This is a genomic window from Staphylococcus muscae (assembly GCF_003019275.1).
In the GTDB taxonomy this organism is placed as follows: Bacteria; Bacillota; Bacilli; order Staphylococcales; family Staphylococcaceae; genus Staphylococcus; species Staphylococcus muscae.
Genome location: NZ_CP027848.1, coordinates 1,764,772 through 1,789,233, shown reverse-complemented (window position 1 = coordinate 1,789,233; position 24,462 = coordinate 1,764,772). Strand labels below are relative to the sequence as shown.

The following is a 24,462-nucleotide window of genomic DNA, read 5'->3' as shown; positions in this document are numbered from 1 at the left end:
TGACAATATTGTCACTTCGACATGCGTTGTGTATGTTGATTCTGTTTCGAAAAGAATAATGTCATCGTTGTCCCCTGTCCAACTTCTGATTGCACATCAATTGTCAGTCCCAATGCCTCCTTGACACTATCTACAAGATATAGTCCCATTCCCGATGCATTTTCTGAGTCAGGTACATCCCCTGTAAATCCACGTGAGAAGATTCGTGGTAAGTCATGAGATGGAATGCCACAGCCTTGGTCTGCTATTGCCAATGACACATGTGCACCATGGTGGTATCCCGTAATAACTATATCTCCCATCTCTGTGTATTTCACCGCATTGGAGATAATTTGGCGCAATACCATTTTGAGCCATCTTTTATCAGAGTACACTTCGATCTCAGGTGCTACATTTATTTCAAACCCAATTCCTTTACGCATACTTATATGTCGTGTTTCTCGCACTTCATCAATAACTAATTGTCGCAATGACGCGACTTCAAAAAACATGTCATGTGCTTGATGATTAAGTCGTGATAAAAACAGTTGCTGATCTAACATATATGCAATGCGAGACCATTCATACATTAATTGTTGACGCCTTTTGAAGTCCGTCTCCTGTTCTATGAGTAACTTCAATGCAGTCACAGGCATTTTAATATCATGCACAAACTCCGTCATTGATTGCTCATTCATATTCAACCAATGACGTTGTTCTTCTAGAATATGTTGCTGTGTTTTCAAATTATTGTCTAAATAATCCATAACTACTTTTTCAAATGGGCTTTCCGCATAATCACGATGTCGTACTTCACGAATACTCATCCCTTCATGCAACTTTTCATAGAACTTTATCTCTTTAATATATGTAAAAATCAAATAAAAATTGCCCACAATCACATGTAAACCGAGGACAAACCATGCACTTTCTACCGGCATACGTTCGTCTAAATAGCTGACACCGATTAATACCATATCTAATATAATGAGTAGCCATATCCACGCATGACGTTCGCGTAACCATATCGTTATCCATTTAAAGTGTTTCATGTGCCATGTAGCCCTTTCCTACTTTTGTTTCAATGGCTTGTTGCATGTTAAATATACGCAATTTTTTACGCAAACGATTGATATTTACAGTCAGCGTATTGTCACTCACAAAAGACTCATCTTCCCATAATGCTGTCATCAGCTCATCACGTGATACAATTTGATTCTTTTTAGACAACAAGACATCCAAAATTAACATTTCTGTTTTAGACAATGTGATACATTGATTCTCATATTCAATACAATCTCTCGCTAAGTCAACAACACACCCTTGCCACATCACTGTTCGTTTCGCTTCTTGATTGTATTGGTATACACGTCGATAGATTGCTTGTAACTTCGCAACGAGTACAGGCATATGGAATGGCTTTTGCATATAATCATCTGCCCCCAACTCCATACTCATCACTTGATCCATCGGGTTATCTCTCGATGATAGAAAAATAATCGGAACATTGGATTGATGTCTAATTTGTCTCGTCCAATAAAAACCATCATATTTCGGCAATGTCACATCCATAATGACAATTTGTGGTGTGACATCTATGAATGTTTGTAAAATACTGCTAAAATCCGTCACCGCAACTACTTCAAAATCCCATTGGACAAGTGCTTCAGTAATCTGCTGGCACAGTGTTTGGTCATCTTCAACTAATAGAATCTTCATCAGATTCCCTCCTAAATATGTCTATCACATACATTTAATATAGCGTGTTTATCTCCAAATGTCTTACAAAATCATGCAGCATACCAAAATAAATAGACACCCATTCGCAAGACATATCGCATGTCCGTACGAACAGGTGTTACCAATTAATTCATATCATAAGGATTTAAGTTAAGTTCCGTATGCGGTGTGCTATCTTCAGAAATATCACGTTGCGTTTGTTTTGTATGTCGACTTAAAAAGTTCAATATACGTCGAATATTTTCCTTAGATTCCGGTTTCTCCAAGTGGAACTGATATTGGTGTTTCAAGTGATGTGATCCATCATAAAAGTGTGTATCAACAGGGACATTGTATGCGTGCAACGCCTTCACAAACGTATCATTTTGCGTCGTAAATGGATCAGCATCCCCCACAGAGAGATAAGTAGCAGGGTATGCATTTGTTACTTGTTCTGCTGTTGACATCTCTGTAATTTTTTTGAATTGATGTTCCCAGTCTTTGACTCCCGTATAACTACGCATAAACAAATCAATTCTCGGAAACTCTGTTTCACGTACGGTTTCCATATCATAAAAGCCACCTAAAAAAATAGCACCTTTAATTTGCTGTGGAGTCAATTGTTGTGGGAAGTCCATTTGATTTCTTAATTCCGCATTTGTTTGAATCGCTGCAAACTGACTGTTAATCTGTGCACCAGCCGAATCCCCGCCAATAATCACTTGATTCATATCAACAGGCAAGTTACGCTCATTTGCCTTAATGAACTCAACAGCATGACGCATCTGGATTAATGGCGTCGGATATTGGTACTCAGGCGCTAATGCATAATTTACATTCACCACCACATACCCTCTCTCTACAATATGAGAAAGTAGCGCATTCTTGTATTGCTTATCACCTGCGATAAAGCCACCACCATGTGCCCAAAAAATAACAGGCAACTTATCATTTGCATTCACACGGTTCGGCATTAAGATATCTAATTGACTATTCGGCAACCCTGACATATACGTAATATCTGTATATGTCGCAACATTTTTATTTTGTACAGCTGCTTTATGCTTCGTTTGTTGCCCTTTTTGATGAATAAAAAAATAGCCGGCAACGAGACCGGCTATGACGAGCAAAATGATTGAAGACACGATAAACCATCTCTTTTTTTGGTATGTCATAACGATCTTTCCTTTCACGGAAATTGTAACATACCTCAATCATTAAGCAATAAATTTCTTATCTTGAGATTTTCTATAAATATATTTCACGATTACACCTGCAACAATGATTAAACCAATCGCTCCCATCACTGGGTATACGTATTCGATTAATACTTCAAAACCTGCAAAGCTTAATCCATATGCAAGTGGAACGATAATAGAAATCATAACGTAATATTTTTTTGAATATGGTGTTGTAAATCGTGCAGCAAATGAATATGACAATCCTAAAATCGTATTGTACATAACGGCTAACATAACGATAGAAAGAATAAATGTAAGAATCGGTGAAATATTATTTGCTAAAACAAGTGTTGGGATGGCTGAGCCTTCAATGCTTGGATATTCAGATTGTAATGCAAAATTAATCAATCCTAATAACACAAGGTAAACAATACCACCCATGAGTCCACCCATGCCTGATACCATACGTTTTGATGCGTCACCACCGATAGCAACGAGTGTACTAAATCCAACGGCAAATGCTAAACCACCATAGTTGAATCCTTTCCAAATTCCCATCAATAAACTTGGTTCTTCTACGACACCATTGATTTGTGAGAACGAGATAGAACCTTTAAATAGATATGTAGCTGCGATAATGACAACAAGTACAATAAGTACTGGTGTTACAAGACCAAGTGCACCTACAATTTTGTTAAAGTCCATCAACAATGTGAGATACACAAGTACACACATAATCAGTGCACCTAACCATACTGGAATGTTAAAACTTTCTTGGAATGTTGAACCCGCACCTGCAATCATCGTAATTGTGACAGCGAATAATGATAAAATCAGTACGTAGTCAATAATCAGTCCAAATTTCTTACCAAATAAATATTCAAGTGTTGTTTCGTGGTTGTCTGCATCGAACGCTGTACCGATTTTGGCAACTTGGCGTCCAATAAATGTTAGTATAATCCCTGAAATAATCACGCCGATATATGAGTAAATACCGTATTTACTAAAGAATTGTAGTACTTCTTGTCCTGTTGAGAAACCTGCACCTACCACAACTCCGACGTAAGCAAAAGCAATTTTGATTGCTTCTCTATATTTTTGCATCTGTTTTGACCTCCTCGATTTGCAAAACACGTTAAACATTAAACCATAATATACGATTTATTTCAAATTTATCTCATGACACAAAAACTCTAAAACCCTTGATATCAAAGGGATTAGCATATAATTAAATGAATTTTAAGCGCTTTATTCATACATCAAATCGTATATAAATACAAATAATTACGATAATATCGCATAAAAATACATCATTTCATCAAAACAATTATACCATAGATAATTTTCAATCATTTTTGATGTAATTTTTATTAATATATTATTTGTATACTATACCCTTATTCATTTTTCTTAATCACTTTATCGATTTTTATCATTAACAAAAATTACTAATAGCAAACGAGACAATAAAATCCTTTTCTCTATAAAAATATTTGAAATGCATGGTTACTTCAGACACCTACTGCCATTCTACAACATAAAAGAAGGAGCTGATCGCTATGCCTCAGCCCCTATCAAGTGTATTCAAGTTTTATTCTATTATTTGTTGCTTACTTTCATTCGCTGCATTCGTCAAAGTTACTGCAATCACAATTCCAATGACAATCAATGCAATAGCAAACAAGTAGGCTGCGTGTAGTCCAGCAGTCATCGCTTGGTCTTGTACAGCTTGAGTCACTTCCGTATGTTTACTCATTTCATTGTTTTGAACACCTGTCAAAATACCGACAAATACAGAAATACCGGCAGAACCTGCGAGTGGCTGTAACACATTAAAAATTGCTGTTCCATGTGGGTATTTTTCAGTTGGCAATGCGTTCAATCCATTTGTACTTGATGGCATCATAATCGCCGCCACTGCCACCATGAGTAACATATAAGCTACGATAAATTGCCACACTGGCACACCTGGATGAATTGTTGTGTAAAAGATCATAACGACTAATAAAGTTACAAGACCTGGTATGATCATTTTACGTGGTCCAACACTATCAAATATTCTTCCCATTACTGGCGATAAAAGCCCGTTTAACAATGCACCCGGCAATAGAATTAAACCTGCTAATTTAGCCGAAAAGCCCATTGGCCCCTGTAAATACATTGGCATCACAATTTCAGATGCAAATAAACTCATGACAACGATGACAAAAATCAGCATCCCACGACGATAATTACGTACTTGTAAAACGCGAAAATCTAAAATAGGTGTCGTAAGTTTTAACTGACGGCGAATAAATGCAATGGCAGAGATCAGTCCGATGATGAATGGGACAAGAATTTGTGCTGATAAAATATCTGCGTCACTCGCCATCGATATACTATAAATGATACCCGTAATTCCTACCGTAGAAAGGACGACGGATAAGATATCGATCTTAGGACGTGTTACTTCTCCAACATTTTCAAGGTAACGCCACCCAAAGATAAATGCAAAAACCATAAACGGAATCACACTAAAGAATAGCCAACGCCATCCTAAGTAGTCCACAATCACACCAGATAATGTTGGACCGATTGCAGGAGCAAACATAATGATTAAGCCAAAGAAGCCCATCACACGCCCTCGAACAGAGACATCAAACATCATCAACATTGTATTCATAATCAACGGCATAATAAGACCTGTTCCTATTGCTTGTATCATACGACCAGTTAACAACATTGGGAAGTTCACCGCCATACCCGCAATGAATGACCCTGCTATAAAAACGACAATAATGAATAAAAATAAACGTCTTGTCGTAAACCATTGAATAATTAATGCTGATAATGGTGACACAATAGCAATAACCATCATAAACCCGCTTGCCATCCATTGAACTGTCGCTCTTGATATATTGAATTGTTCCATTAACTCTTTTAAAGCAATATTGAGTAATGTTTCATTTAAAATCATAAAGAAGGCACCAATTAAAAAGACTGCCATAATTACTTTTGTATGTTTCTGTTCAGCCATGTTTATATTCTCCTTAAAATTAAAGTAACTTTGCCATTATACATAGACGTGAGTTAAAAGAAAAGTTACATGCTTAAACTATAAACAATATGACTCCGACAAAAAAACGAGCCTATTTATCACGTATGATTGTATACGTAATAAATAACGCTCGTTCTTAAAACATTTTATGTGATTTAACTTTAATTGGCATCTTTATGCTCTGTAATCTGATTGAAATCTACAACAACTTGATCCATTCGTTTCGCCGTTTCTTTTAGTACGTTACGTGCAACTTTGTTGTTCGGATCTAACTTCAAGATTTGTTTTGCTGTATTAAATGCTTGTTTATCAGAAATAACCGGCTCTGGAATTGCATGTAGTAACAACATCTGTAAGAGACTTTTGACTTCTTGGCCGCCAGTAAGTTCAATTGATGCGTCTGCATGATAATAGGCTGCATCCAATGCACCTGGTACATCACTGAGTGGATAAACAAGTAGTAAGAAAGCCAAATCATGAATCTCAGATGTTTCATTCTCTTTGATCATATCGAGTAAACACGTGTAATACATCACGCTTTCTTGCTCGTGTGCGCTTGAGATGAATGCTTCTTCAAAAGCAAGAAAATCCGTCGCAGCCATTAAATGTTTCACTGATTCAAATTCACCGTTTAACACATGGTTTTTAATTAAATCTTTCATGGCGCTCCTCCCAAACTTTATCCTGTCATTTTTTAATATGTCTAGTGTATCACAAAATTGACTTTCACACTGCAATTTTTATTATAGCATGATGTATCTTCTTTCTAAAGTGCACGTGTACGGTACATAAGAAAAAGGAAGTACGGTGCACCAATAATTGCGACAACAACACCTGCTGGCACCCCTGTGGGTTGAAGGACAACCTTACCAATCGTATCTGATACAATTAACAAAAGAGCCCCTATCACTAAGGCAATCGGCAAGAAATATTGATGTCGCGGTCCAACAATTGATTTGGCAATGTGTGGCCCCATCAGACCTATAAAGCCTATTGCACCTGCAACTGATACCGCTGCTGATGATAACATCACGGCAATACATACAAGGATAAATCTTGTTTTATTCAATGATACGCCCAAACTGATTGCCGTATGTTCATTTGTATGTAAGATGTTGAGTGTTTCTGATTTGAAAAATAAATATGGGACAAGCAATAATAGCCATGGAAGAAAGACCCATACAAATGGCCAACTATCTCCCCAAATATTTCCTGCCAACCATGTCGCTATAAATTCTGATTGATCTCGATCAAATGTTGACATAATCGTCAGTGCACCACCAGATAGTGCTGTTGAAATCCCTACACCCACTAAGACCATACTTGCGGGAGATAATCCTTTCTCACCACTATAACTAAATGCGAAAATAAAAAAGGCTGTTAACAAACCACCTATCATGCTGACAAACGGCAATATGTAAACAAAATCATCTGCATTAATTTGTCCAACCGCAATAAACAGCGCAATGGCAAATCCACTGCCAGCATTAATACCTAAAATACCAGGTTCTGCCAATGGGTTCTTAGTGACACTTTGTAACACCGCACCACTCATACTTAATGCCAAACCTGCAAGTAATGTAATAAAAATACGTGGCAAGCGAAAATCAATCAAAATAAGCTGATCTGCATACGTTCCATTACCAAGCAATGTTTGAACAACTTGAGAGAAGGACATCGCATATTCACCCGTCGTCATACTCCAGATGATAGCAGCTACTAACAATACAATGGCAACCAAGAACGTTAGACGCTGTTGTAACTTAAGCTTCGGATGCATCATATCGTACGCCCTCCTTTACGAATGAGATATAGAAAATATGGCACACCAATAAATGAAATAATGGCGCTCATCGGTGCTTCACCGAGCATACGTGCAATCACATCCGCAGCTAGAACAAGGGTACCACCTAAGATCGCTGACATCGGTAATACTTTGACATAATCCGTCCCAACTAGAAAGCGAACGATGTGCGGAACGATAAGTCCGACAAAGGCTATTTGACCGACCATCGCCACAGAAATCCCTGCAAGTAACATGGTCAATAACAAGCTCACAAGACGGATGGATTTGACATTCTGACCTAAGCCTGACGCAAGTGCATCTCCCAAGCTCAATATCGTTAATTGTCTGCTCATGAGAACGAGCAAAATAATGGCACAAAAGATGATAGGGGCACTGATCGAAACTTGCTGCCAGTTTGTCCCTGAAACGCCACCTGCACTCCAAAAATTAATTGATTGGTTGAGACGAAATATTAAAGCAATACCTTGACTCAGTGCAGTAAGTAATGCACTGACAGCCGCTCCTGCAAGAATTAGGCGCATTGGATGAAAACCGTCACGTCGAGATGAACCAATCATAAGAACAGTCATTCCACCAAAAACTGCTCCGATAAATCCTGCAAAAATTAAAATAAGAAAAGGAACACCTGGATAAAATGCAAAAGTTATTGCTAAAGCAAAAGCCGCTCCTGCATTTAAACCGATTAAACTTGGGTCCGCTAAACCATTTTTAGTGACACCTTGAATGACTGCACCTGCTGTTGCTAGAGCGATACCAACTAGTACTGCACCGATATTTCGCGGAATACGAATTTCTGCAATCACGTTGTGTATTTGGTTTGTAGCATCATAATGTAGAATTGCTTCTATAATTGTCGCAATGTGTACACGTGACTCTCCAAGAATGACGGAAAGTACAAATAGTACACATAGCACGATGATAGCAACAAGTAGTTGTATCGAAAAATTGAGATGGCTAATTTGTTTTCTTCTCATAGTGATTTCCTCTATGTGCCTTTATAATTTATCATAATGCTTACATAATAAGTTATACGTCACTAACATCGGTTTACCCGTTCTAGGATCCGTACTTAATTCCGCATCAATATTGAAAACTTCTTCTAATATTTCATTGCTCAATACATCTTGAGTTTCACCTTGTTTAATGATATTACCTTGTTTCATAGTAATTAAATGATCGGAAAAACGAATTGCTTGGTTAATATCATGTAATACCATAATAATAGTTGTCCCATGCTCGGCATTTAACTCTTGAACAAGTTCTAAAATTTCCAATTGATGTGAAATATCAAGATAAGTCGTCGGTTCATCTAAAAAGATAATATCTGTTTTTTGTGCCAAAGCCATCGCAATCCATACACGCTGTCTTTGACCACCACTGAGATCATTCACTGCACGATGTTTAAAGTCAATTGTTCCTGTTACACGCATTGCCCAATCAATTTCTTCTTTATCTTGTTCGCTCAATCTACCAAACCCTTTTTGATGTGGAAAACGCCCGTACGATACCAATTCACCAGCTGTTAACCCATCTGCAACATCTGGAGATTGTGGTAATATCGCAATCTTTTTGGCAACTTCTTTCGTCGGTTGCATTTGAATATTCTTACCATCAAGCAAAATTTCACCGTTCTTCGTTTGCAGTAATCGTGATAATGCTTTTAGCAAAGTTGATTTACCGCAGCCGTTAGGACCAATAATTGATGTTATCTTACCATCAGGAATCATAACATCTAAATTATTAACAATGACACGGTCTCCATAACCAATAGTAACTTCCTTCCCTGTCAATCTACTCATTCTTCTCCCTCTTTCTTTCTATCTATCATACATCTCTATATCGTCGTTTTTGTTCTTATTGAGAATCATTATCATACTTGCGTATTATACCATTTTTTTATTCTTTTGCCTAACTGTATCTCATCTTGAAAGTTGGTATAAATAAAAGAGATGCATGTTCATACACACATCTCTTCATTATTTTTGTAAGCTCTAATCTTCTACCCAAAAACCATTTCCATAGACATCACGCACATCATGAACAACAACGAAAGCATCTTCATCAATTTTTCGAATCAACCGCTTCGTACGAGATAACTGTGTTTTACTAATGACCGCATACAGTACGTCTGTATCTCTTTTTGAGAAATAGCCACGACCATTAAGAATTGTAATCCCACGCCCAATATCTTCATCAATCATTTTCGCAATGCGATCTGGTGATTTGGAAATAATCGTCACTGCCTTCTTAGGGTTCAACCCTTCAATTACGAAATCCATGACTTTCGTACCAATATATAAGCTAATGACCGTAACAAGTGCTCGGTCTAATGGAATAACTGATAGTGAAATCAGAACAACAATGAGATCGAAGAATAACAGTGCATATGGCGTACTAACGTCTAAATATTTGTTCGCAATACGCGCCAAGATTGTTGTTCCTGCTGTTGTACCACCTGCCAATACGATGACGCCAATTCCAAGTCCGACAGACAATCCACCGAACACCGCGTTAATCATGATATTGTCTGTATGCACTTGCCACGTTTCAGTTAAACTTAAAAATACCGAAATTAGCACTGTTGCGACAATTGTTAAGTACATACTGCGCTTACTCAAAAACTTGTACCCGACGACGATGAGCACGGCGTTGACTACAAAGTTCGTTACGGCAGGTGATATGTGAAATGCATAGTAGAAAATAATCGCCAGACCGGTTACGCCACCTTCACCGAGATCACCTGCAATGATAAAAGCATTGACACCCAATGCAAATATAAAAGAGCCCACTAGGACTAATATTAAATCTCTAACTGTTCGTTTCACCCAATCACACCCTTTTCCTTATATAACGCTGTCACATGTCATATTATCACAATATTGACACAAAACGAAATGCTATTAGATTACTTTTCAATTAAGTTATAAAAGAAGTGTTTAATTTTCTGATTTTTTAGTTTACTTATCATTCATTGTTATGTATAATTAGAATTACCTTATTGGTTGTTTTATACAACAAATAGGATATCTCCTTTGTGTTGTTTATAGTGAGAATAGTTTTGCTCATAGGTAGGTATTGGCTCGAGTACCTACCTTTTTATATGCATTGGAATGAAAAACACGCATGTAGTGATATCATCACTGAACATGCGTGTTTTTCTGTATATTGATTACCATGCAAATAGTCCAACAAATCCTGCTGTTAATAACGATACTAAAATCCCTGCCAACAACATCATAGGTACATATTTAGATACAAAGTCTGACGTTGACTCTTTCACAATTCCTTTTAATGTTCCGATAATCATTCCAATTGTTGAGAAGTTTGCAAATGAGATTAAGAAAGTCGAAATAATCGCACGTCTATGTGGATCATAGTCATTCACTTCTCCCGCAATCTCACCCATTACAACAAATTCGTTTGTCACAATTTTTTTAGCCATTTGCTGTGCAACCAACCATGCTTCATCAAACGGTAAGCCTAAAAGCAATGCAAATGGATACATAAAGACACCTAAAATTTGGTCGAGTCCAAAGCTACCTTTGATGTGCATAAGTGATGCGAAACCACCTGTAATCAGGTGAATCAAGCGATCTGCTAGTTCAGCAAGTGCAACGAAACTGATTACGAACGCAATAATGATTAAGACCAGTTTCCCCGCATTTAATACAGAATCTCCTAAAAATGAGAAGAATGGTTGACGTGCTTCATTTGAACGCAAGTCATAGACAACATCTTCTTCTGGATCTAGCTTAATCGGATTTAAGATAGATGAAACAATCATTGCATTAACAATATTTAACGGAATCGCTGTTAGTACAAGTTCTCCAGGAATCATTGTTACATATGCACCTACAATGGCACCTGATACAGAACTCATTGACATCATCGCAATAGTTAAGACACGTGCATCATTCATACGTTTCAATTGTTCACTTGAAACCGCAAGTGCTTCCGTATTCCCTAAAAACATCATTTCAATACCGAAGAACGACTCAAACTTCGGTTGGCGTGTGATTTTAGCAAGCACCCAACCAATACCACGAATAATCCATGGCAAAATACCTAAATACATTAAAATATCAAACAATGGAACGACTAATAAAATTGGCATAAGTGCTGCAACAGCCATATCCATTTGTTCAGTCTCCGTAAAACTATTAAATGCAAAACCAATTCCTGAAAAAGCTGCATCTATTAACCATGATATCGCAGCTGCCCCTTTTTCAACGACAAATGTCCCCGCTGGAAAATAAACGAAAAACCAAGCTAAAATTAAGTTTAATACGATTAAAACACCGATAGAACCCCACTGGATGTTTTTACGGTCACGCGAGAAGATAACAGCAACGCCTAAAAACACAAGTAAGCCTATGATATTAATTAATAAGAACATAAACCGATACCTCTTACCCTTCTTTGAATTTATATCAAAGCAATTATACCATGCAGTATAAATTGTGAAAATACAATTTGTAAACGCTACAATTATTTAATAGTTATATTAAAAAACTAACTATCTTTTTACCTTGAAAATTTTCATTTCTGCATCATTGAATGGAAATAAACCACTGAAATCCACCTATAAAGCTCGGAATAATCATGATTCTCTTTATTTTTGAAAAATCAATGATTTTGCTCTCACTTTTCAATAATTTTACATATTTACATGCAAATACTTATTGCATCAAACTTAAAATAGACGTATTCTATAATTGAAAATGATTATCATCATATGTAAAAAGTAGGTGATCGTATGATTCATGTAGCCAACGCTGAAATCGGCACACAATATCGTATAAAATCTTTAAACATGAATAATGCGCAATTAAAACATCGATTGCGTGCACTCGGTTGTATCGAAGGAAGTAAAGTCTCCATACATCAAAAAGGACTTTTCAAAGGGCCTTGTACATTGAATATTAATGGCCAACAAATTTGCGTCCGCAATTGTGACGCTTGTAACATTCGATTGGAGCATCATTATGAGTAGCACATATTGTATTCTCGGTAACCCAAATGTCGGTAAAACTTCACTCTTCAACGCACTGACAGGTTCATATGAATATGTCGGGAACTGGAGTGGTGTTACCGTAGAAAAAAAACTTGGAAAACTAAAAGAACAGGCAGGTCATTTAGTTGACTTACCCGGCATTTATGATCTTGTTCCTATTTCAAGAGATGAAACGGTTGTTACAACGTATTTACTCAATGAACAATTTGACGGCATGGTCAATATTATTGATGCTGCACAAATTGAACGTAACTTCAACTTAACGATTCAACTGATGGAATTCGGAGCCCCCCTACTCATCGGCTTAAACATGGTCGATGTTGCGAGCAAACGTGGTATTCGAATTGATCATCAAAAGTTAATGACTCAACTGCGAACACCGATTATCCCGGTGATTGCACGCACTGGAAAAGGGAGCAGTGATGTTCTCAAAGCACTCAGTGATCACCACGTATCAACACGACGCCCTCTAGTCATTGATTATGGTGAAGAGATTGAAAACGTTATTCATGCACTTGTTGTCAATCTTCCTGAGACGCTCACACTTGCGAATAAACATTATCGTTTTTTAGCAATTCAATATTTGCTCGGGAATCCAGCTGTCAAAACTTATCTTGGTCTAGAACTATGTAAAAAACTCGATGCAATAATTGCTGATACAACATCACTTTCAGAAGCAGACATCGTAAAACAAATACAAACATGTCGACAAGATTATATTCAGCGCGTGCTCTCAGATGTCGTTTCATATCCTGATGCACGCAAACATCATGTTACAGAGCGTGTCGATGCATTACTGACACATAAAATACTCGGGATTCCAATCTTTTTAGGCATTATGTGGCTGATTTTCCAGACAACTTTCACATGGGTTGGGACACCACTGTCCGATCGACTGGATGAATTCTTTGGCGGACCTCTCACAGACTTTGCCAAACAAACAATGACAAATATCGGTATTTATCCTGCATTGCAAGATATGGTAACAGATGGCATTATTGCTGGTGTCGGTGGTGTCCTTGTTTTCGTTCCACAAATTTTAGTCTTATTCTTCTTTATTTCTCTATTAGAAGATTCCGGCTATATGGCTCGAATTGCTGTGATTATGGATCGCATTATGGAAGGATTTGGTCTTAACGGAAAATCTTTCATTCCAATGATTATCGGTTTTGGCTGTAACGTACCTGGTATTATGGCAGCACGCAGTATCGAAGAAGAGAAAGAACGCTTAACTACAATCTTGATTGCACCATTTATGTCATGTTCCGCACGACTACCTGTGTATGCTTTATTTGTAGGGATTTTCTTTGCACAACATCAAGCACTCGTTGTGTTAAGCTTGTATGTACTCGGGATTGTTGTAGCATTAATTGTCAGCTGGATTTTATCGAAGACAGTACTAAAAAAAGACACATCTATTTTCGTCGTAGAGCTCCCACCATACCGTTTGCCATCACTTAAAACGTTATGGCGTAGTACTTGGGAAAAGGGAAAAGGTTTCGTGAAAAAAGCAGGAACATTCATATTTGCTGGTTCTGTTATTATCTGGTTACTCAATTATGCAGGGCCAAACGGTATTGATGTACCAATTGAAGAAAGCTTTTTACACATGATTGGTGCTGCAATTGCGCCGATTCTTATCCCACTTGGCTTTAGTTCATGGCAAGCAGCCGCAACGCTCATACCAGGTTTCTTAGCTAAAGAAGTCATCGTCAGCGCAATGGCTATTATTTATGCTGTAAACGATGATGCACTTGTGTCAATGGTATCAACTCATTTCACAGCATTATCTGCCTATTCATTTATGGTATTTATATTGCTTTACGTTCCATGCTTAGCAACAGTTGCTGCGATTCGTAAAGAAACGACTTCATGGAAATGGACACTTTTTGCAGGAACATATCCATTCGTCATTGCGTATGTCATTTCAATGGCAATTTATCAAATTGGCTCGCTTTTCATATAAGGAGGTATCATGTAATGACACTTTTGATTAACTTAATACTTCTAGCACTTATCGTTGGCTATTCCATCTTTGTACTCGTTCGTTATTTCAAACGTTCAAAACAGGGAAAATGTAGCGCATGTGAAAGCAATCAACAATGTCCAACAGAGAGCCTTCCAAAACACCTGCAATAACTATGAACCCCCTCGTGCAATCTCGCATAAGGGGGTTTTACTATTTATTGATTTTGTTGTGTTAAACTTTGTGTTTCTACAAACTGCTGATATTTTTCATGTGTTTTCATCAATGTTTCATGACGACCCACACCTGTGACACGTCCTTGATCTAAGAAAATAATTTGTTCTGCTTTTTTAATGGTAGATAGACGATGCGCAATCACAATCGTCGTTCGATTCATCATGAGTGTTTCCAAAGCTTCTTGAATTTTACGTTCACTCTCACTGTCAAGGTTTGCAGTTGCTTCATCCAACAGCAATATGTCTGGATTTTTCACAAAACTACGTGCAATATCTATTCGCTGCCTTTGTCCACCCGACAACTTCAAACCACGTTCGCCAACTAACGTATCATACCCTTGATCAAACGCCATAATAAAGTCATGGCAATGCGCTAAACGTGCATAATGCATAAGTTCTTCATCTGAGACTTCACAATCAATACCATATAATATATTGTCTCGAATCGATCCATTCATCATTGCATTACTTTGCATGACATAGCCTATTTTACGACGCCAATCAGTTAATGAGAGATTGTAAATAGATGTGCCACCATATGTAATGTCTCCATGTGAAACATCATACATTCTTTCAATCAGACTAAATATCGTGCTTTTTCCTGAACCAGATGGCCCAACAAACGCTGTCACTGCACCAGGTTTAATACGCAAAGATACGTCTTGTAGTACAGGTTGCGCATCATAACCAAAGTCAACACGATCAAACACTAAGTCACCTGTAACAATACTATTGTTCACATCAGGTACTGTAATTCGTTCCAAAGGTTCATGCAGTATTTCGTCAATGCGGCTGCTTGCCCCTACTGCCTTTTTATAATCTGTAATCAATGTCGATAAATTAATCAATGGCATAGATAAATTCAAAACGTAAAAGATCATTGCAACAAGTGTACCAGCAGAAATAGCGCCAGACGCAATTCGCAAACCACCAAAACCTAAAATAATACCAATCGTTGCGAGCATAATAATTCCCGATATCGGTTGAATCACCGCAGCAATTTTTGCTTGTTTTAAACCGAGACGATAAATCTCTGATAAGTTTTCATGTGCTTTTTCTAACTCTAACTTTTCAGTATTAGACACCTTTACTAAGCGCATCTCAGTCAATACACGTCCAAGCAAACCACTGAATTCAGCAATTTCACTTTGCGTATTTTTTGATATTTTTTGCATGATTCTCCCAAGTGGTATCATCACAATGACAAATAATGGAATTGTAATAAAGGTCATTAATGTCATTTGCCAATCGAGAATGAATAACATAACAAATGAACCTATTAAAGTAATAACAGATGGGAGCAGATTAGGGAGTTTTTGTGAGATGAAGTCGTTGATAACTTTCGTATCATCTGTTAATCGACTCATCAACTGGCCACTCTCATTTTGATCAAAAAAAGGCATTTTCAAGTGGATAATGTGTTGCCATAAAACCGAGCGAATGGCATAGATCATCTTCTCTCCAATTTTATTGAGTAAATAATATCCAATTCCACTTAAAAGAGCATTTAATAAAAAGACCACAATCAATGCCCCTATAAACCACGGATTAATGGATGACAGTGTAAACTTATCAACCATTTGTCCTGTGAATAAAGGAACAAGGAGACCACTTAAACTTCCTAATGAAGAAATCACCACTGCTGTTATAATCAATCCAACAGGCCATGTGATTTTTTTCAATAAATACACTAATGGATTATTTGATTTCATATTTTTATACCTCGTTACATCATAATTTCTCCCAAGACACCTCGCACTCTCACGTCAGTGTGAAGGTTGTCTGACCGCTTCATTTTCATTTCATAACGCTCATACTTCTATCATCATTACATCTTTTATTAAAATAATCTAAGTTCAAAATAAAAGTACAATACAATTACTAACATAATTATGCTAATATAAATATGTTATTTTTGCATTTTCAACGCACTAAAAGGGAGTTTCATATGAAAAAGATATTATACACGATTATCGTTGTATTCTTCGCTACAATTAGTATAACACCTTTTGCGAAGGCAAACACATTGACACCTGTCGAGATTGCACAACAAGCTGGTTATTCTGTGGATGGCCGATTTCAACCTGTGGGATATGTTGGTATCAGTCATACTGGACAGGTACTCTATGACTATGAAGGACAACAACAATGGGATCCAGCATCCATGACGAAGTTGATGACGATGTATCTAACATTAAAAGCAATCGATGAGGGTAAATTTAAATTAACAGATACTGTTAAGATTACAGACGACCACTATCGAATGTCTACATTGCCAGAATTAAGCAATACAAAACTTTATCCTGGCGAAACGTATACAGTGGCAGAACTTTTACAAATTACTGTATCCGCTTCAAGCAATGCATCTTCACTCATTTTAGCTAACTTAGTGTCTGATAACACTTCTGATTTTGTTGATTTAATGAACCATACAGCTAAAGATTTTGGTATGAATGATACACATTATGTCAATCCAACAGGTGCTGAAAACAGACTGCTACAAGATTATGCACCCGAACGTTATCGTTCTAAGTCGGCAACAGTCAGTTCCCCTCACGACTATGCTATTTTGGCTCAACGTGCTGTGAATGATACACCAAAAATTTTAACATTCACGAAACAAGTAGCACCAACACAACACGGTGTAACGTATTACACTTTCAACAATCTTTTAGAAGGTGCGGATATGAGTGTGCCAGGAACAGATGGTTTAAAAACGGGGTCAAGTGATGTGGCAGATTATAACAGTACTGTAACAACGAAGCGCGATCAATTTAGAATTCACAGTGTCATTATGGGCGTCGGTGATTACTATCGAATTGGCGGAGAAGAACAACGTGACATGATCAATGCCAGCATGATTAACTATTTATTTAATCAATATGAATATCGTCAAATACTCACAAAAGGCGAACATGAGATCAACGGAACAAAATACTACGTGACTAAAGACCTTTACGACGTAGTTCCTAAAAATATGAACACCGATTACAAATTCGTTGTAAAAGACGGCAAAGTCCATATTGATTATGATCGAACATTCATTACTTCATCTTACAGTCCACCAACTGTCAAAGTAGAACGCCCTTTGATTCATACTTCTAAGTCCATCGCAGAATCAAGTTGGTCTGCACATCCTGTCTTAACTCTGTTCGGTCTTTTCTTTTTAGTTCTATTGCTAAGCATTCCAATTTACTACGTACTGCTTCGTTTTCGTAAGTAGAAAAAGAACGTTCTTATCGATGATTCGACAAGAACGTTCTTTTTATTTGGCATCTTTACCGTACAACTCTCGTTTAATTTGCGTAGTAGAAATACCTTCTGTTCGTTTTAAATAAATCACTTCACATTTGTCTTTTAAGAAGTCAAATTCACCTTCCCAATCATGCCCCATTACAAATGTATCGATTTCATACTTTTCTACGTCTTTGACCTTCTGTTCCCAATCATTTTCAGGGATAACTAGATCAACATAACGGATAGATTCTAACATCATCTTGCGTTGCTCATAATCATAATAAGACTTTTTACTTTTAATTCGATTAAATTCATCACTAGACAGCGCTACAATTAAATAGTCCCCTAATTCGCGTGCACGACGTAATAATTCAATGTGTCCATAGTGCAATAAATCGTATGTTCCATATGTAATAACACGTTTCATTTCAGCGCCTCCTTCTATCTATTCGTCTCTCTTATCGATAAAAATTATAGCACACCACTTTTCACTGCTCAAACTTCACCCTTATGCTTGAATCACGTCATCCACATAAGTCATCAATTTTTCTAAGCTTTCTTTTGTATTAAATATATGCCAATCTTCAAACAATGGTTTCAGATTTTCTTCTCTAATACGTTGATATAATTCCGCTTCATGATAGACTTTGTATCGCTCTGGAATATCATAGTAATAACGATTAAGTCCCCTCACCTGTTCATATGCCATTTCATCATAGACATAGAAAATAGCAGGTTTTCCAAATAAACTTGCTTCAATAGCAAGTGAACTATAATCCGTAATCACTATATCTGCAATCATTAACAACTCACGTGTACTTAACGTTATCGCTTGTTCAGTCTGTGGCGATTCAACAGCTGGATGGTATTGACTTAGTAGTGTATAATTCGGCAATGCTTTGTTGAAAGCTTTTTGATCAATGACACGATTCAGTTGACCTTCTTCACGATATGTCGGTAAATATACTGCTACTTTCCCTTGAATTTCTAATTTCTTTTTGAGTTGGTGTTGTTCTTCAAGAATATCAACATCTAAATAATTCGTTAATCTTGGAATACCATAGTTGAGAAATTGATGATTCTCTGCACCGAAAGATTGTTTAAAACATACTGTCATTTGAGGACATCCGACTATATACTTATCGGTCGCATCATAAACAGCTTGGTGTTGTGCCACTTCTCTTTTGTTGTCTCTATTCACTGCATGATCTTCTAACCCAAACTTTTTCAATGCACCAGCAGCATGCCAAGTTTGTATAACTGTCTGCTTTGATTGCTTTTTAAGCGCTCCGAACAGATGATAGTATGTATCGATAAAAATAACCTTTGCCGAACGCAGTGATCGAATTTGTTGATAAAGATTGCGACGATTAATGGATGCAATTTGAACATTTTGAAGATGTGTCAATGCTTCAAAGTGAGACGCTTTCGTAAATACGGTCACTCGATATCCCTTTTTGCTCAGTTTTTCAATAACTGGTAACAAATCCTCTTTGAATGTCATCATTACGACGACATGGTTGTCTTGTACACGTTGTCTACTACACAAGCATTGAATCACATTTACTAATATTAAATATAATTTTTTTATTATTATCTGACTCATATATGTCACTCCATTAGATTATCCGTCTTATAAGTAAATCGCCTTCAATACACTATTGTACTGAAGGCGTCTTTATCATGTTACATAAAATCAGCAAAGTGATCTCTATAACGTATATGCAACATTGACCCAAGTATAAAGAAAAGCAATATAACACATACATTATACAGTGCCAGTTCCCAGTGCGTTATAAAGTACCATTCTTTAAAAAGTATTGCTGCACGATAACTCTCTGCAATAAAATAAATTGGATTTAACATCATCAATTTTTCAGGAATTGATCCCGGCTGTGGCACCCATAAAATAGGTGATGCATAAAAAAGTATTCTAAAAATTGCTTGCATCGCCATTTGCGTATCACGAACAAGTACAGCTAATGTCGATGTCAATAATGTAATAGACATTGTAAACATAAATGCAAATGGAATATAAATTAACAATTGAATAATATAAATAGATGGCATGATACCAAATATAGCACACAAAATAATAATAGAAACCACTAATGCTAAATGCCCATATAACTTACTTGTAAGGATATAAGTCGGTATTATCGACAATGGAAAGTTCATCTTAGCTACTTGATTATATTTCATTGTAATAGACTTCGTTCCTTCTAACGCTCCTTGGTTAATAAAGAACCACATACTAATGCCGACAAGTAACCAATAAATAAATGGAATCTCATCAATAGGTTGATTACTTCGGATACCAAAACCGAAAACAAACCAGTATACTAAAATTTGAATAACTGGGTTGATCATTTCCCATGCTAATCCCAGATAGTTACTATCATTCGTAATTTTTAACTGAAATTGAGCTAACCTTTGAATTAAATAGAAACTTTTTAAATGTTCTTTTAACACTACTAGTACAGAATTCATTATTTACCACGCTTTCGTTTCCTACGCACGATATTGCAGATGTCTTACATTGTTTGAACAACTGTACAAACATCGCATCGTCATGTATTCTTTATATTGAAAAAAACATTTCTTATGTAAAAAATTGGTGCAATAAGTTATCACAAACTGAAATGAAATTTTACCTTTATAAACTTTTGATTACTTAAATACAGTATTACTATATAGGATAAGCCATATTTTCTAAAAATAAAGTGTCTGACTTACTCACAAATTGAATATCCACTTAGTAATATATTATAATCTATATACATAACGATGTGAAAGTAAAACCACGAATTTTTATATAAATTTTAAAGTAAGGACTGTAAAACATGAATCCAACCGTTAAAATTGATCACGTTACAAAAGAATACCGCATCTATCGCAACAACAAAGAACGTATCAAAGATGCTTTATTACCTAAAAATAAAAATAAAACATTTTACGCACTAAATGATATTACATTCAATGCGTATGCGGGTGATGTTATCGGACTTGTTGGGATTAATGGTTCTGGAAAATCCACGCTTAGCAATATTATTGGTGGATCACTTTCAGCAACTAAAGGGAATATCACACGCAATGGTGAAGTGAACGTCATTGCGATTAATGCTGGTCTCAATGGCAACTTAACTGGAATGGAAAATATTGAATTCAAAATGTTGTGTATGGGATTTAATAAAAAACAAATTAAAGAACTCACACCTAAAATTGTTGAATTTAGTGAACTTGGTGAATTTATTTATCAACCTGTTAAAAAGTATTCAAGTGGAATGCGCGCTAAACTTGGGTTCTCTATTAGTGTGACTGTTGACCCTGAAATTCTCGTTATTGACGAAGCTTTGTCAGTCGGTGACCAAACATTCACTCAAAAAAGCTTGAATAAAATATATGAATTTAAAGAAGCTGAAAAAACTATTTTCTTCGTTAGTCACAATCTTAGTCAAGTGCGAGATTTTTGTAATAAAATTGCATGGATTGAAGCTGGTCGCCTTAAAGCAGTAGGAACAGTAGATGAAGTACTACCGCAATATGAGACATTTCTCAAAGACTTCAAAAAGAAATCTGCACAGGAACAAAAAGCATTTAGACAACAACTTGATGAAAATCGCTTTATCATTAAATAATATTCAACGCTGTGATAATCATTGTCGTTATCACAGCGTTTTTCTGATTATTGATATAAATATGCTTACTTCTTCATTTTTTGCTTTAAAACTGCCCAAACAAACTTAGGAATTCTGTGAGAACGCTTGATTCGTTTCACATCTTTTAAAATGCGATAAAGCCATTCTAAGTTGAGTTTACGCCATATACGTGGTGCACGTTTCACTGTACCACTGAAAACATCAATCGATCCACCTACCCCCATCATTAACGTATGTTCAAAATGATTGCGATGCTGTTGAATCCATTGTTCTTGTTTCGGGTAACCCATCCCTACAAAAATAAAGTCGGGCTGAAATGCACGTATTTCATCTACTACGGCAGTATCATCTAAAGATGCAAATCCATGATGGCCCTTTACTTCACTTTTAGGATATTTATTTTGAATATTTTGCACTGCTCTCTTTACCACTTCATCTGTCGCACCCAGCAAGAACACACGCAATCCTTCCTGTTGCGCAATTTCCAAGCACCTTTCCATCACTTCTATACCAGGTACACGTTCTGGCAAAGGTGTGCCTAATAATTTGGCTGCTTTTACAACACCTGTCCCATCAGGAATGATGTAATCGGCGTTACAAATCAAGCTGTTGTATGACGGTGTTTCAGCTGCATAGTGTACAATTTCAGGATTAGCTGTCACAATAAATAAATTATGCGTTGTTCGTGTGCGACTGTATGTTAAGATGACTTGTTTCATGTCTGACATTGTCACAGGATCAAACGGAACTCCTAAAATATTCACTTGTGCCCCCGGCTTATAAGGTTGATATGTAGATGTTGGTTGCTTAGTTGAAGGTGTTGACATATTCATCAACAGCCCTCCTCTCTCTTATTTTCTTTCATATTAACTTCACTTTACCATCTAATGATAGAAAATTCACCTTCACACTGATTAAATAAGAAAGTAAGGTCTTTCTATGCTATACTTTTACATAATTTATACAACAAAGCATTCATACCATGACTCAAGCTTACTGACAACAGCCTAGCATAAACATTAAATATTTTTCTCAATATAAGTCCTAAGTCGGTACCAAAGTAACTTGCTTAGCGATATACTTTATGTAATGAATCAATTATTTAGAAAGGAATACGACATATGAGTGAACAGACATGGCTCATTTCACCTATCCCTATATCGAGCATACTACTCTGGATGATTACTGGTATCTATTTGGTAAGTTATTATTATCGTAGACATCCTATCCTGTCCATGCTTAGCATCGCACTCAATTACATTCCTGTACTCACACACGAATTCGGTCACGTATTCTTTAATCGTTTGAGTGGTGGTCGTGTTGTAGACTTCGTCGTTGTGATGACACGAAAAGAACGTCAACAAACGGGACAACAAGGCTATGCAATTACTCAGAGTGAACACCGTCTCGGTCAAATATTCACAACCATTGGCGGCTATATTATGCCACCGTTGATGCTCAGCATTGGCCTGATCATGCAAAGTAAAGGACAAGGTGTTATTTTTATTTTATTGTATGTTGGTATCTTTCTATATTTTACTTTTATCACATCGAGAAAAATGGCACCGATGATTATCATTGCACTGTTATGTCTAATCATATATTTAGGCTTGCAGTCCGAAAATCTACATAACTATTCCGTAATTTATTTCTTTGTTTACCATTGGTTACTCGGTACTTTACTCGGAGAAGTCATACAGTCAACCATTACAATCGCACAACTGACATTTACACGTCCACAACCCAACTGGGATGGAACGGCATTGCGAAATATAACACATGTCCCGACTATCGTCTTTTCGATGCTTTGGATTATTTTAAACAGTGCGACGCTCTATTTTTTGTTTGATCAACTCTTTTCGAGGCCATATACATTTTCATTAATTTCACTCATAAGCTGAACATAAAAATGCGTACATAAGACATTGAGCAATACTCAGTGTCTTATGTACGCATTTTATATTATGCTCTTTCTCCAAAGATTACCATTGCATTGGAATAGCTCAAAATAACTGCTTCTTCATTCGTTTGCATTTCTAACAATTGATTTGTCTCATCTTTGCACTTGATTGTCACAGTATCCCCGATAGACATCCCTTTACTTGATAAATAGACAAGTAAGTCTGTCTTATCTCGTACACGTCGAATAACTACAGTATCTCCTTCATCATATTCTAATAATGATGTACGGTAATACTCTTCAAATGAATCATCTCTAGGGATAACACCGCCATGTGGACATGTTTCTGGATAGTTTAATAACGCATCTAATCGATCAACAAATAATGGAGACACACGGTGTTCTAAGACTTCTGCTTCTGCATGTACTTCTTCCCATGTATACCCTAACACTTCTATTAAAAATAATTCGATCAAACGATGACGCTTAATGACATCTAATGTAAAACGCAGACCAAGCGGCGATAACTTCACACCTTTATACGGTATGATTTCAACATATCCCCCTTTTTCCAATCGTCCTAGCATCTCACTCACTGATGGAGGTTTAATGTTCAAAAACTGTGAAAGTGTTTTGTTTGATACGTATGTTTTCACACCATCATGAGCCAATATTGCTTTGAGATAGTCTTCCTTTTCTTCCGATAACATACCTTCACCTCTTGTAT

Annotated in this window: 23 protein-coding genes; 6 read left to right on the top strand and 17 right to left on the bottom strand. The window is 36.6% G+C overall.

From position 1 onward, the window contains the following. Positions 1 to 11: 11 nt before the first annotated feature. The 11 genes from C7J88_RS08795 to C7J88_RS08745 form a co-directional block, all read right to left on the bottom strand. Positions 12 to 1,031: a sensor histidine kinase gene (locus C7J88_RS08795; RefSeq protein ID WP_095115436.1), complete on the bottom strand. Its 1,020-nt coding sequence runs from the start codon at positions 1,029 to 1,031 to the stop codon at positions 12 to 14. Then, positions 1,018 to 1,698, bottom strand: a complete 681-nt coding sequence (locus C7J88_RS08790; RefSeq protein ID WP_095115434.1) for a response regulator transcription factor — start codon at positions 1,696 to 1,698, stop codon at positions 1,018 to 1,020. The genes C7J88_RS08795 and C7J88_RS08790 overlap by 14 nt, the downstream gene beginning before the upstream one ends. A 146-nt stretch (positions 1,699 to 1,844) precedes the next feature. After that, positions 1,845 to 2,873, bottom strand: a complete 1,029-nt coding sequence (locus tag C7J88_RS08785) for an alpha/beta hydrolase (RefSeq protein WP_095115432.1) — start codon at positions 2,871 to 2,873, stop codon at positions 1,845 to 1,847. 42 nt (positions 2,874 to 2,915) lie between these two features. Continuing rightward, positions 2,916 to 3,983, bottom strand: coding sequence for a YkvI family membrane protein (locus C7J88_RS08780; RefSeq protein ID WP_095115431.1), 1,068 nt, complete (start codon positions 3,981 to 3,983; stop codon positions 2,916 to 2,918). Between the two features lie 487 nt (positions 3,984 to 4,470). Beyond that, complete coding sequence (locus C7J88_RS08775) at positions 4,471 to 5,895, bottom strand: MDR family MFS transporter (protein WP_095115430.1); 1,425 nt, start codon at positions 5,893 to 5,895, stop codon at positions 4,471 to 4,473. A gap of 182 nt (positions 5,896 to 6,077) precedes the next feature. After that, the gene (locus C7J88_RS08770) at positions 6,078 to 6,578 is read right to left on the bottom strand and encodes a hypothetical protein (protein WP_095115428.1); all 501 of its coding nucleotides are present in this window, start codon (positions 6,576 to 6,578) and stop codon (positions 6,078 to 6,080) included. Positions 6,579 to 6,682: 104 nt separating this feature from the next. Beyond that, positions 6,683 to 7,699 (bottom strand): FecCD family ABC transporter permease, encoded by a 1,017-nt coding sequence (locus C7J88_RS08765; protein WP_095115426.1) that lies wholly within the window; start codon positions 7,697 to 7,699, stop codon positions 6,683 to 6,685. Further along, a complete protein-coding gene (locus tag C7J88_RS08760; RefSeq protein WP_095115424.1) occupies positions 7,696 to 8,697 on the bottom strand; it encodes a FecCD family ABC transporter permease in 1,002 nt (333 codons plus the stop codon). Before C7J88_RS08760 ends, C7J88_RS08765 begins: the two co-directional genes overlap by 4 nt. 21 nt (positions 8,698 to 8,718) lie before the next feature. Next, positions 8,719 to 9,522: an ABC transporter ATP-binding protein gene (locus C7J88_RS08755; RefSeq protein ID WP_095115421.1), complete on the bottom strand. Its 804-nt coding sequence runs from the start codon at positions 9,520 to 9,522 to the stop codon at positions 8,719 to 8,721. 192 nt (positions 9,523 to 9,714) lie between these two features. Then, complete coding sequence (locus C7J88_RS08750) at positions 9,715 to 10,548, bottom strand: YitT family protein (protein WP_095115419.1); 834 nt, start codon at positions 10,546 to 10,548, stop codon at positions 9,715 to 9,717. A 344-nt stretch (positions 10,549 to 10,892) separates the two neighbouring features. After that, on the bottom strand, positions 10,893 to 12,119 hold the full coding sequence (locus C7J88_RS08745; protein WP_095115417.1) for a NupC/NupG family nucleoside CNT transporter: 1,227 nt from the start codon (positions 12,117 to 12,119) through the stop codon (positions 10,893 to 10,895). Between the two features lie 360 nt (positions 12,120 to 12,479). Between C7J88_RS08745 and C7J88_RS08740 the strand changes: the two genes are divergently transcribed. From C7J88_RS08740 to C7J88_RS08730, 3 genes are read left to right on the top strand one after another with little or no spacing between them, the layout of a single operon-like run. Continuing rightward, positions 12,480 to 12,716, top strand: a complete 237-nt coding sequence (locus C7J88_RS08740) for a FeoA family protein (protein ID WP_095115415.1) — start codon at positions 12,480 to 12,482, stop codon at positions 12,714 to 12,716. After that, positions 12,709 to 14,703: a ferrous iron transport protein B gene (gene feoB / locus C7J88_RS08735; protein WP_095115413.1), complete on the top strand. Its 1,995-nt coding sequence runs from the start codon at positions 12,709 to 12,711 to the stop codon at positions 14,701 to 14,703. Before C7J88_RS08740 ends, feoB begins: the two co-directional genes overlap by 8 nt. A 14-nt stretch (positions 14,704 to 14,717) precedes the next feature. Next, on the top strand, positions 14,718 to 14,876 hold the full coding sequence (locus tag C7J88_RS08730) for a FeoB-associated Cys-rich membrane protein (protein WP_095115411.1): 159 nt from the start codon (positions 14,718 to 14,720) through the stop codon (positions 14,874 to 14,876). A 44-nt stretch (positions 14,877 to 14,920) separates the two neighbouring features. On the opposite strand, the gene C7J88_RS08725 is transcribed toward C7J88_RS08730, so the two are convergent. After that, on the bottom strand, positions 14,921 to 16,651 hold the full coding sequence (locus tag C7J88_RS08725; RefSeq protein WP_095115409.1) for an ABC transporter ATP-binding protein: 1,731 nt from the start codon (positions 16,649 to 16,651) through the stop codon (positions 14,921 to 14,923). Positions 16,652 to 16,887: 236 nt separating this feature from the next. Here C7J88_RS08725 and pbp4 point away from each other — a divergent pair, with 236 nt between their 5' ends. Next, the gene (pbp4, locus tag C7J88_RS08720; protein ID WP_095115407.1) at positions 16,888 to 18,162 is read left to right on the top strand and encodes a penicillin-binding protein PBP4; all 1,275 of its coding nucleotides are present in this window, start codon (positions 16,888 to 16,890) and stop codon (positions 18,160 to 18,162) included. Between the two features lie 42 nt (positions 18,163 to 18,204). Here the strand turns inward: pbp4 and tagD are convergent, their stop codons facing one another. From tagD to C7J88_RS08705, 3 genes are all read right to left on the bottom strand, one after another. Continuing rightward, entirely contained in the window at positions 18,205 to 18,603 is a 399-nt protein-coding gene (gene tagD, locus C7J88_RS08715) for a glycerol-3-phosphate cytidylyltransferase (protein WP_095115405.1), read from the bottom strand. Between the two features lie 81 nt (positions 18,604 to 18,684). Further along, positions 18,685 to 19,782, bottom strand: coding sequence for a teichoic acid glycerol-phosphate primase TarB (gene tarB / locus C7J88_RS08710; protein ID WP_095115402.1), 1,098 nt, complete (start codon positions 19,780 to 19,782; stop codon positions 18,685 to 18,687). Between the two features lie 80 nt (positions 19,783 to 19,862). Then, on the bottom strand, positions 19,863 to 20,666 hold the full coding sequence (locus tag C7J88_RS08705; RefSeq protein ID WP_095115399.1) for an ABC transporter permease: 804 nt from the start codon (positions 20,664 to 20,666) through the stop codon (positions 19,863 to 19,865). 353 nt (positions 20,667 to 21,019) lie between these two features. Between C7J88_RS08705 and tagH the strand changes: the two genes are divergently transcribed. Beyond that, positions 21,020 to 21,814 carry a teichoic acids export ABC transporter ATP-binding subunit TagH gene (tagH, locus tag C7J88_RS08700; RefSeq protein WP_095115397.1) on the top strand — a complete coding sequence of 265 codons (795 nt, stop codon included), beginning with the start codon at positions 21,020 to 21,022 and terminating at the stop codon, positions 21,812 to 21,814. Positions 21,815 to 21,879: 65 nt separating this feature from the next. Here the strand turns inward: tagH and tarA are convergent, their stop codons facing one another. Further along, positions 21,880 to 22,662 (bottom strand): N-acetylglucosaminyldiphosphoundecaprenol N-acetyl-beta-D-mannosaminyltransferase TarA, encoded by a 783-nt coding sequence (gene tarA / locus C7J88_RS08695; protein ID WP_095118104.1) that lies wholly within the window; start codon positions 22,660 to 22,662, stop codon positions 21,880 to 21,882. A gap of 294 nt (positions 22,663 to 22,956) precedes the next feature. Here tarA and C7J88_RS08690 point away from each other — a divergent pair, with 294 nt between their 5' ends. Further along, entirely contained in the window at positions 22,957 to 23,736 is a 780-nt protein-coding gene (locus C7J88_RS08690; RefSeq protein ID WP_095115395.1) for a M50 family metallopeptidase, read from the top strand. A gap of 61 nt (positions 23,737 to 23,797) precedes the next feature. On the opposite strand, the gene C7J88_RS08685 is transcribed toward C7J88_RS08690, so the two are convergent. Next, entirely contained in the window at positions 23,798 to 24,445 is a 648-nt protein-coding gene (locus tag C7J88_RS08685) for a metal-dependent transcriptional regulator (RefSeq protein WP_095115393.1), read from the bottom strand. Positions 24,446 to 24,462: the final 17 nt, after the last annotated feature.

Bases quoted from the DNA above. Each gene is read 5' to 3' on its own strand.
- C7J88_RS08795 (WP_095115436.1), bottom strand. From the start codon at position 1,031: ATGAAACACTTTAAATGGATAACGATATGGTTACGCGAACGTCATGCG.
- C7J88_RS08790 (WP_095115434.1), bottom strand. From the start codon at position 1,698: ATGAAGATTCTATTAGTTGAAGATGACCAAACACTGTGCCAGCAGATT.
- C7J88_RS08785 (WP_095115432.1), bottom strand. From the start codon at position 2,873: ATGACATACCAAAAAAAGAGATGGTTTATCGTGTCTTCAATCATTTTG.
- C7J88_RS08780 (WP_095115431.1), bottom strand. From the start codon at position 3,983: ATGCAAAAATATAGAGAAGCAATCAAAATTGCTTTTGCTTACGTCGGA.
- C7J88_RS08775 (WP_095115430.1), bottom strand. From the start codon at position 5,895: ATGGCTGAACAGAAACATACAAAAGTAATTATGGCAGTCTTTTTAATT.
- C7J88_RS08770 (WP_095115428.1), bottom strand. From the start codon at position 6,578: ATGAAAGATTTAATTAAAAACCATGTGTTAAACGGTGAATTTGAATCA.
- C7J88_RS08765 (WP_095115426.1), bottom strand. From the start codon at position 7,699: ATGATGCATCCGAAGCTTAAGTTACAACAGCGTCTAACGTTCTTGGTT.
- C7J88_RS08760 (WP_095115424.1), bottom strand. From the start codon at position 8,697: ATGAGAAGAAAACAAATTAGCCATCTCAATTTTTCGATACAACTACTT.
- C7J88_RS08755 (WP_095115421.1), bottom strand. From the start codon at position 9,522: ATGAGTAGATTGACAGGGAAGGAAGTTACTATTGGTTATGGAGACCGT.
- C7J88_RS08745 (WP_095115417.1), bottom strand. From the start codon at position 12,119: ATGTTCTTATTAATTAATATCATAGGCTTACTTGTGTTTTTAGGCGTT.
- C7J88_RS08740 (WP_095115415.1), top strand. From the start codon at position 12,480: ATGATTCATGTAGCCAACGCTGAAATCGGCACACAATATCGTATAAAA.
- feoB (WP_095115413.1), top strand. From the start codon at position 12,709: ATGAGTAGCACATATTGTATTCTCGGTAACCCAAATGTCGGTAAAACT.
- C7J88_RS08730 (WP_095115411.1), top strand. From the start codon at position 14,718: ATGACACTTTTGATTAACTTAATACTTCTAGCACTTATCGTTGGCTAT.
- C7J88_RS08725 (WP_095115409.1), bottom strand. From the start codon at position 16,651: ATGAAATCAAATAATCCATTAGTGTATTTATTGAAAAAAATCACATGG.
- pbp4 (WP_095115407.1), top strand. From the start codon at position 16,888: ATGAAAAAGATATTATACACGATTATCGTTGTATTCTTCGCTACAATT.
- tagD (WP_095115405.1), bottom strand. From the start codon at position 18,603: ATGAAACGTGTTATTACATATGGAACATACGATTTATTGCACTATGGA.
- tarB (WP_095115402.1), bottom strand. From the start codon at position 19,782: ATGAGTCAGATAATAATAAAAAAATTATATTTAATATTAGTAAATGTG.
- C7J88_RS08705 (WP_095115399.1), bottom strand. From the start codon at position 20,666: ATGAATTCTGTACTAGTAGTGTTAAAAGAACATTTAAAAAGTTTCTAT.
- tagH (WP_095115397.1), top strand. From the start codon at position 21,020: ATGAATCCAACCGTTAAAATTGATCACGTTACAAAAGAATACCGCATC.
- tarA (WP_095118104.1), bottom strand. From the start codon at position 22,662: ATGTCAACACCTTCAACTAAGCAACCAACATCTACATATCAACCTTAT.
- C7J88_RS08690 (WP_095115395.1), top strand. From the start codon at position 22,957: ATGAGTGAACAGACATGGCTCATTTCACCTATCCCTATATCGAGCATA.
- C7J88_RS08685 (WP_095115393.1), bottom strand. From the start codon at position 24,445: ATGTTATCGGAAGAAAAGGAAGACTATCTCAAAGCAATATTGGCTCAT.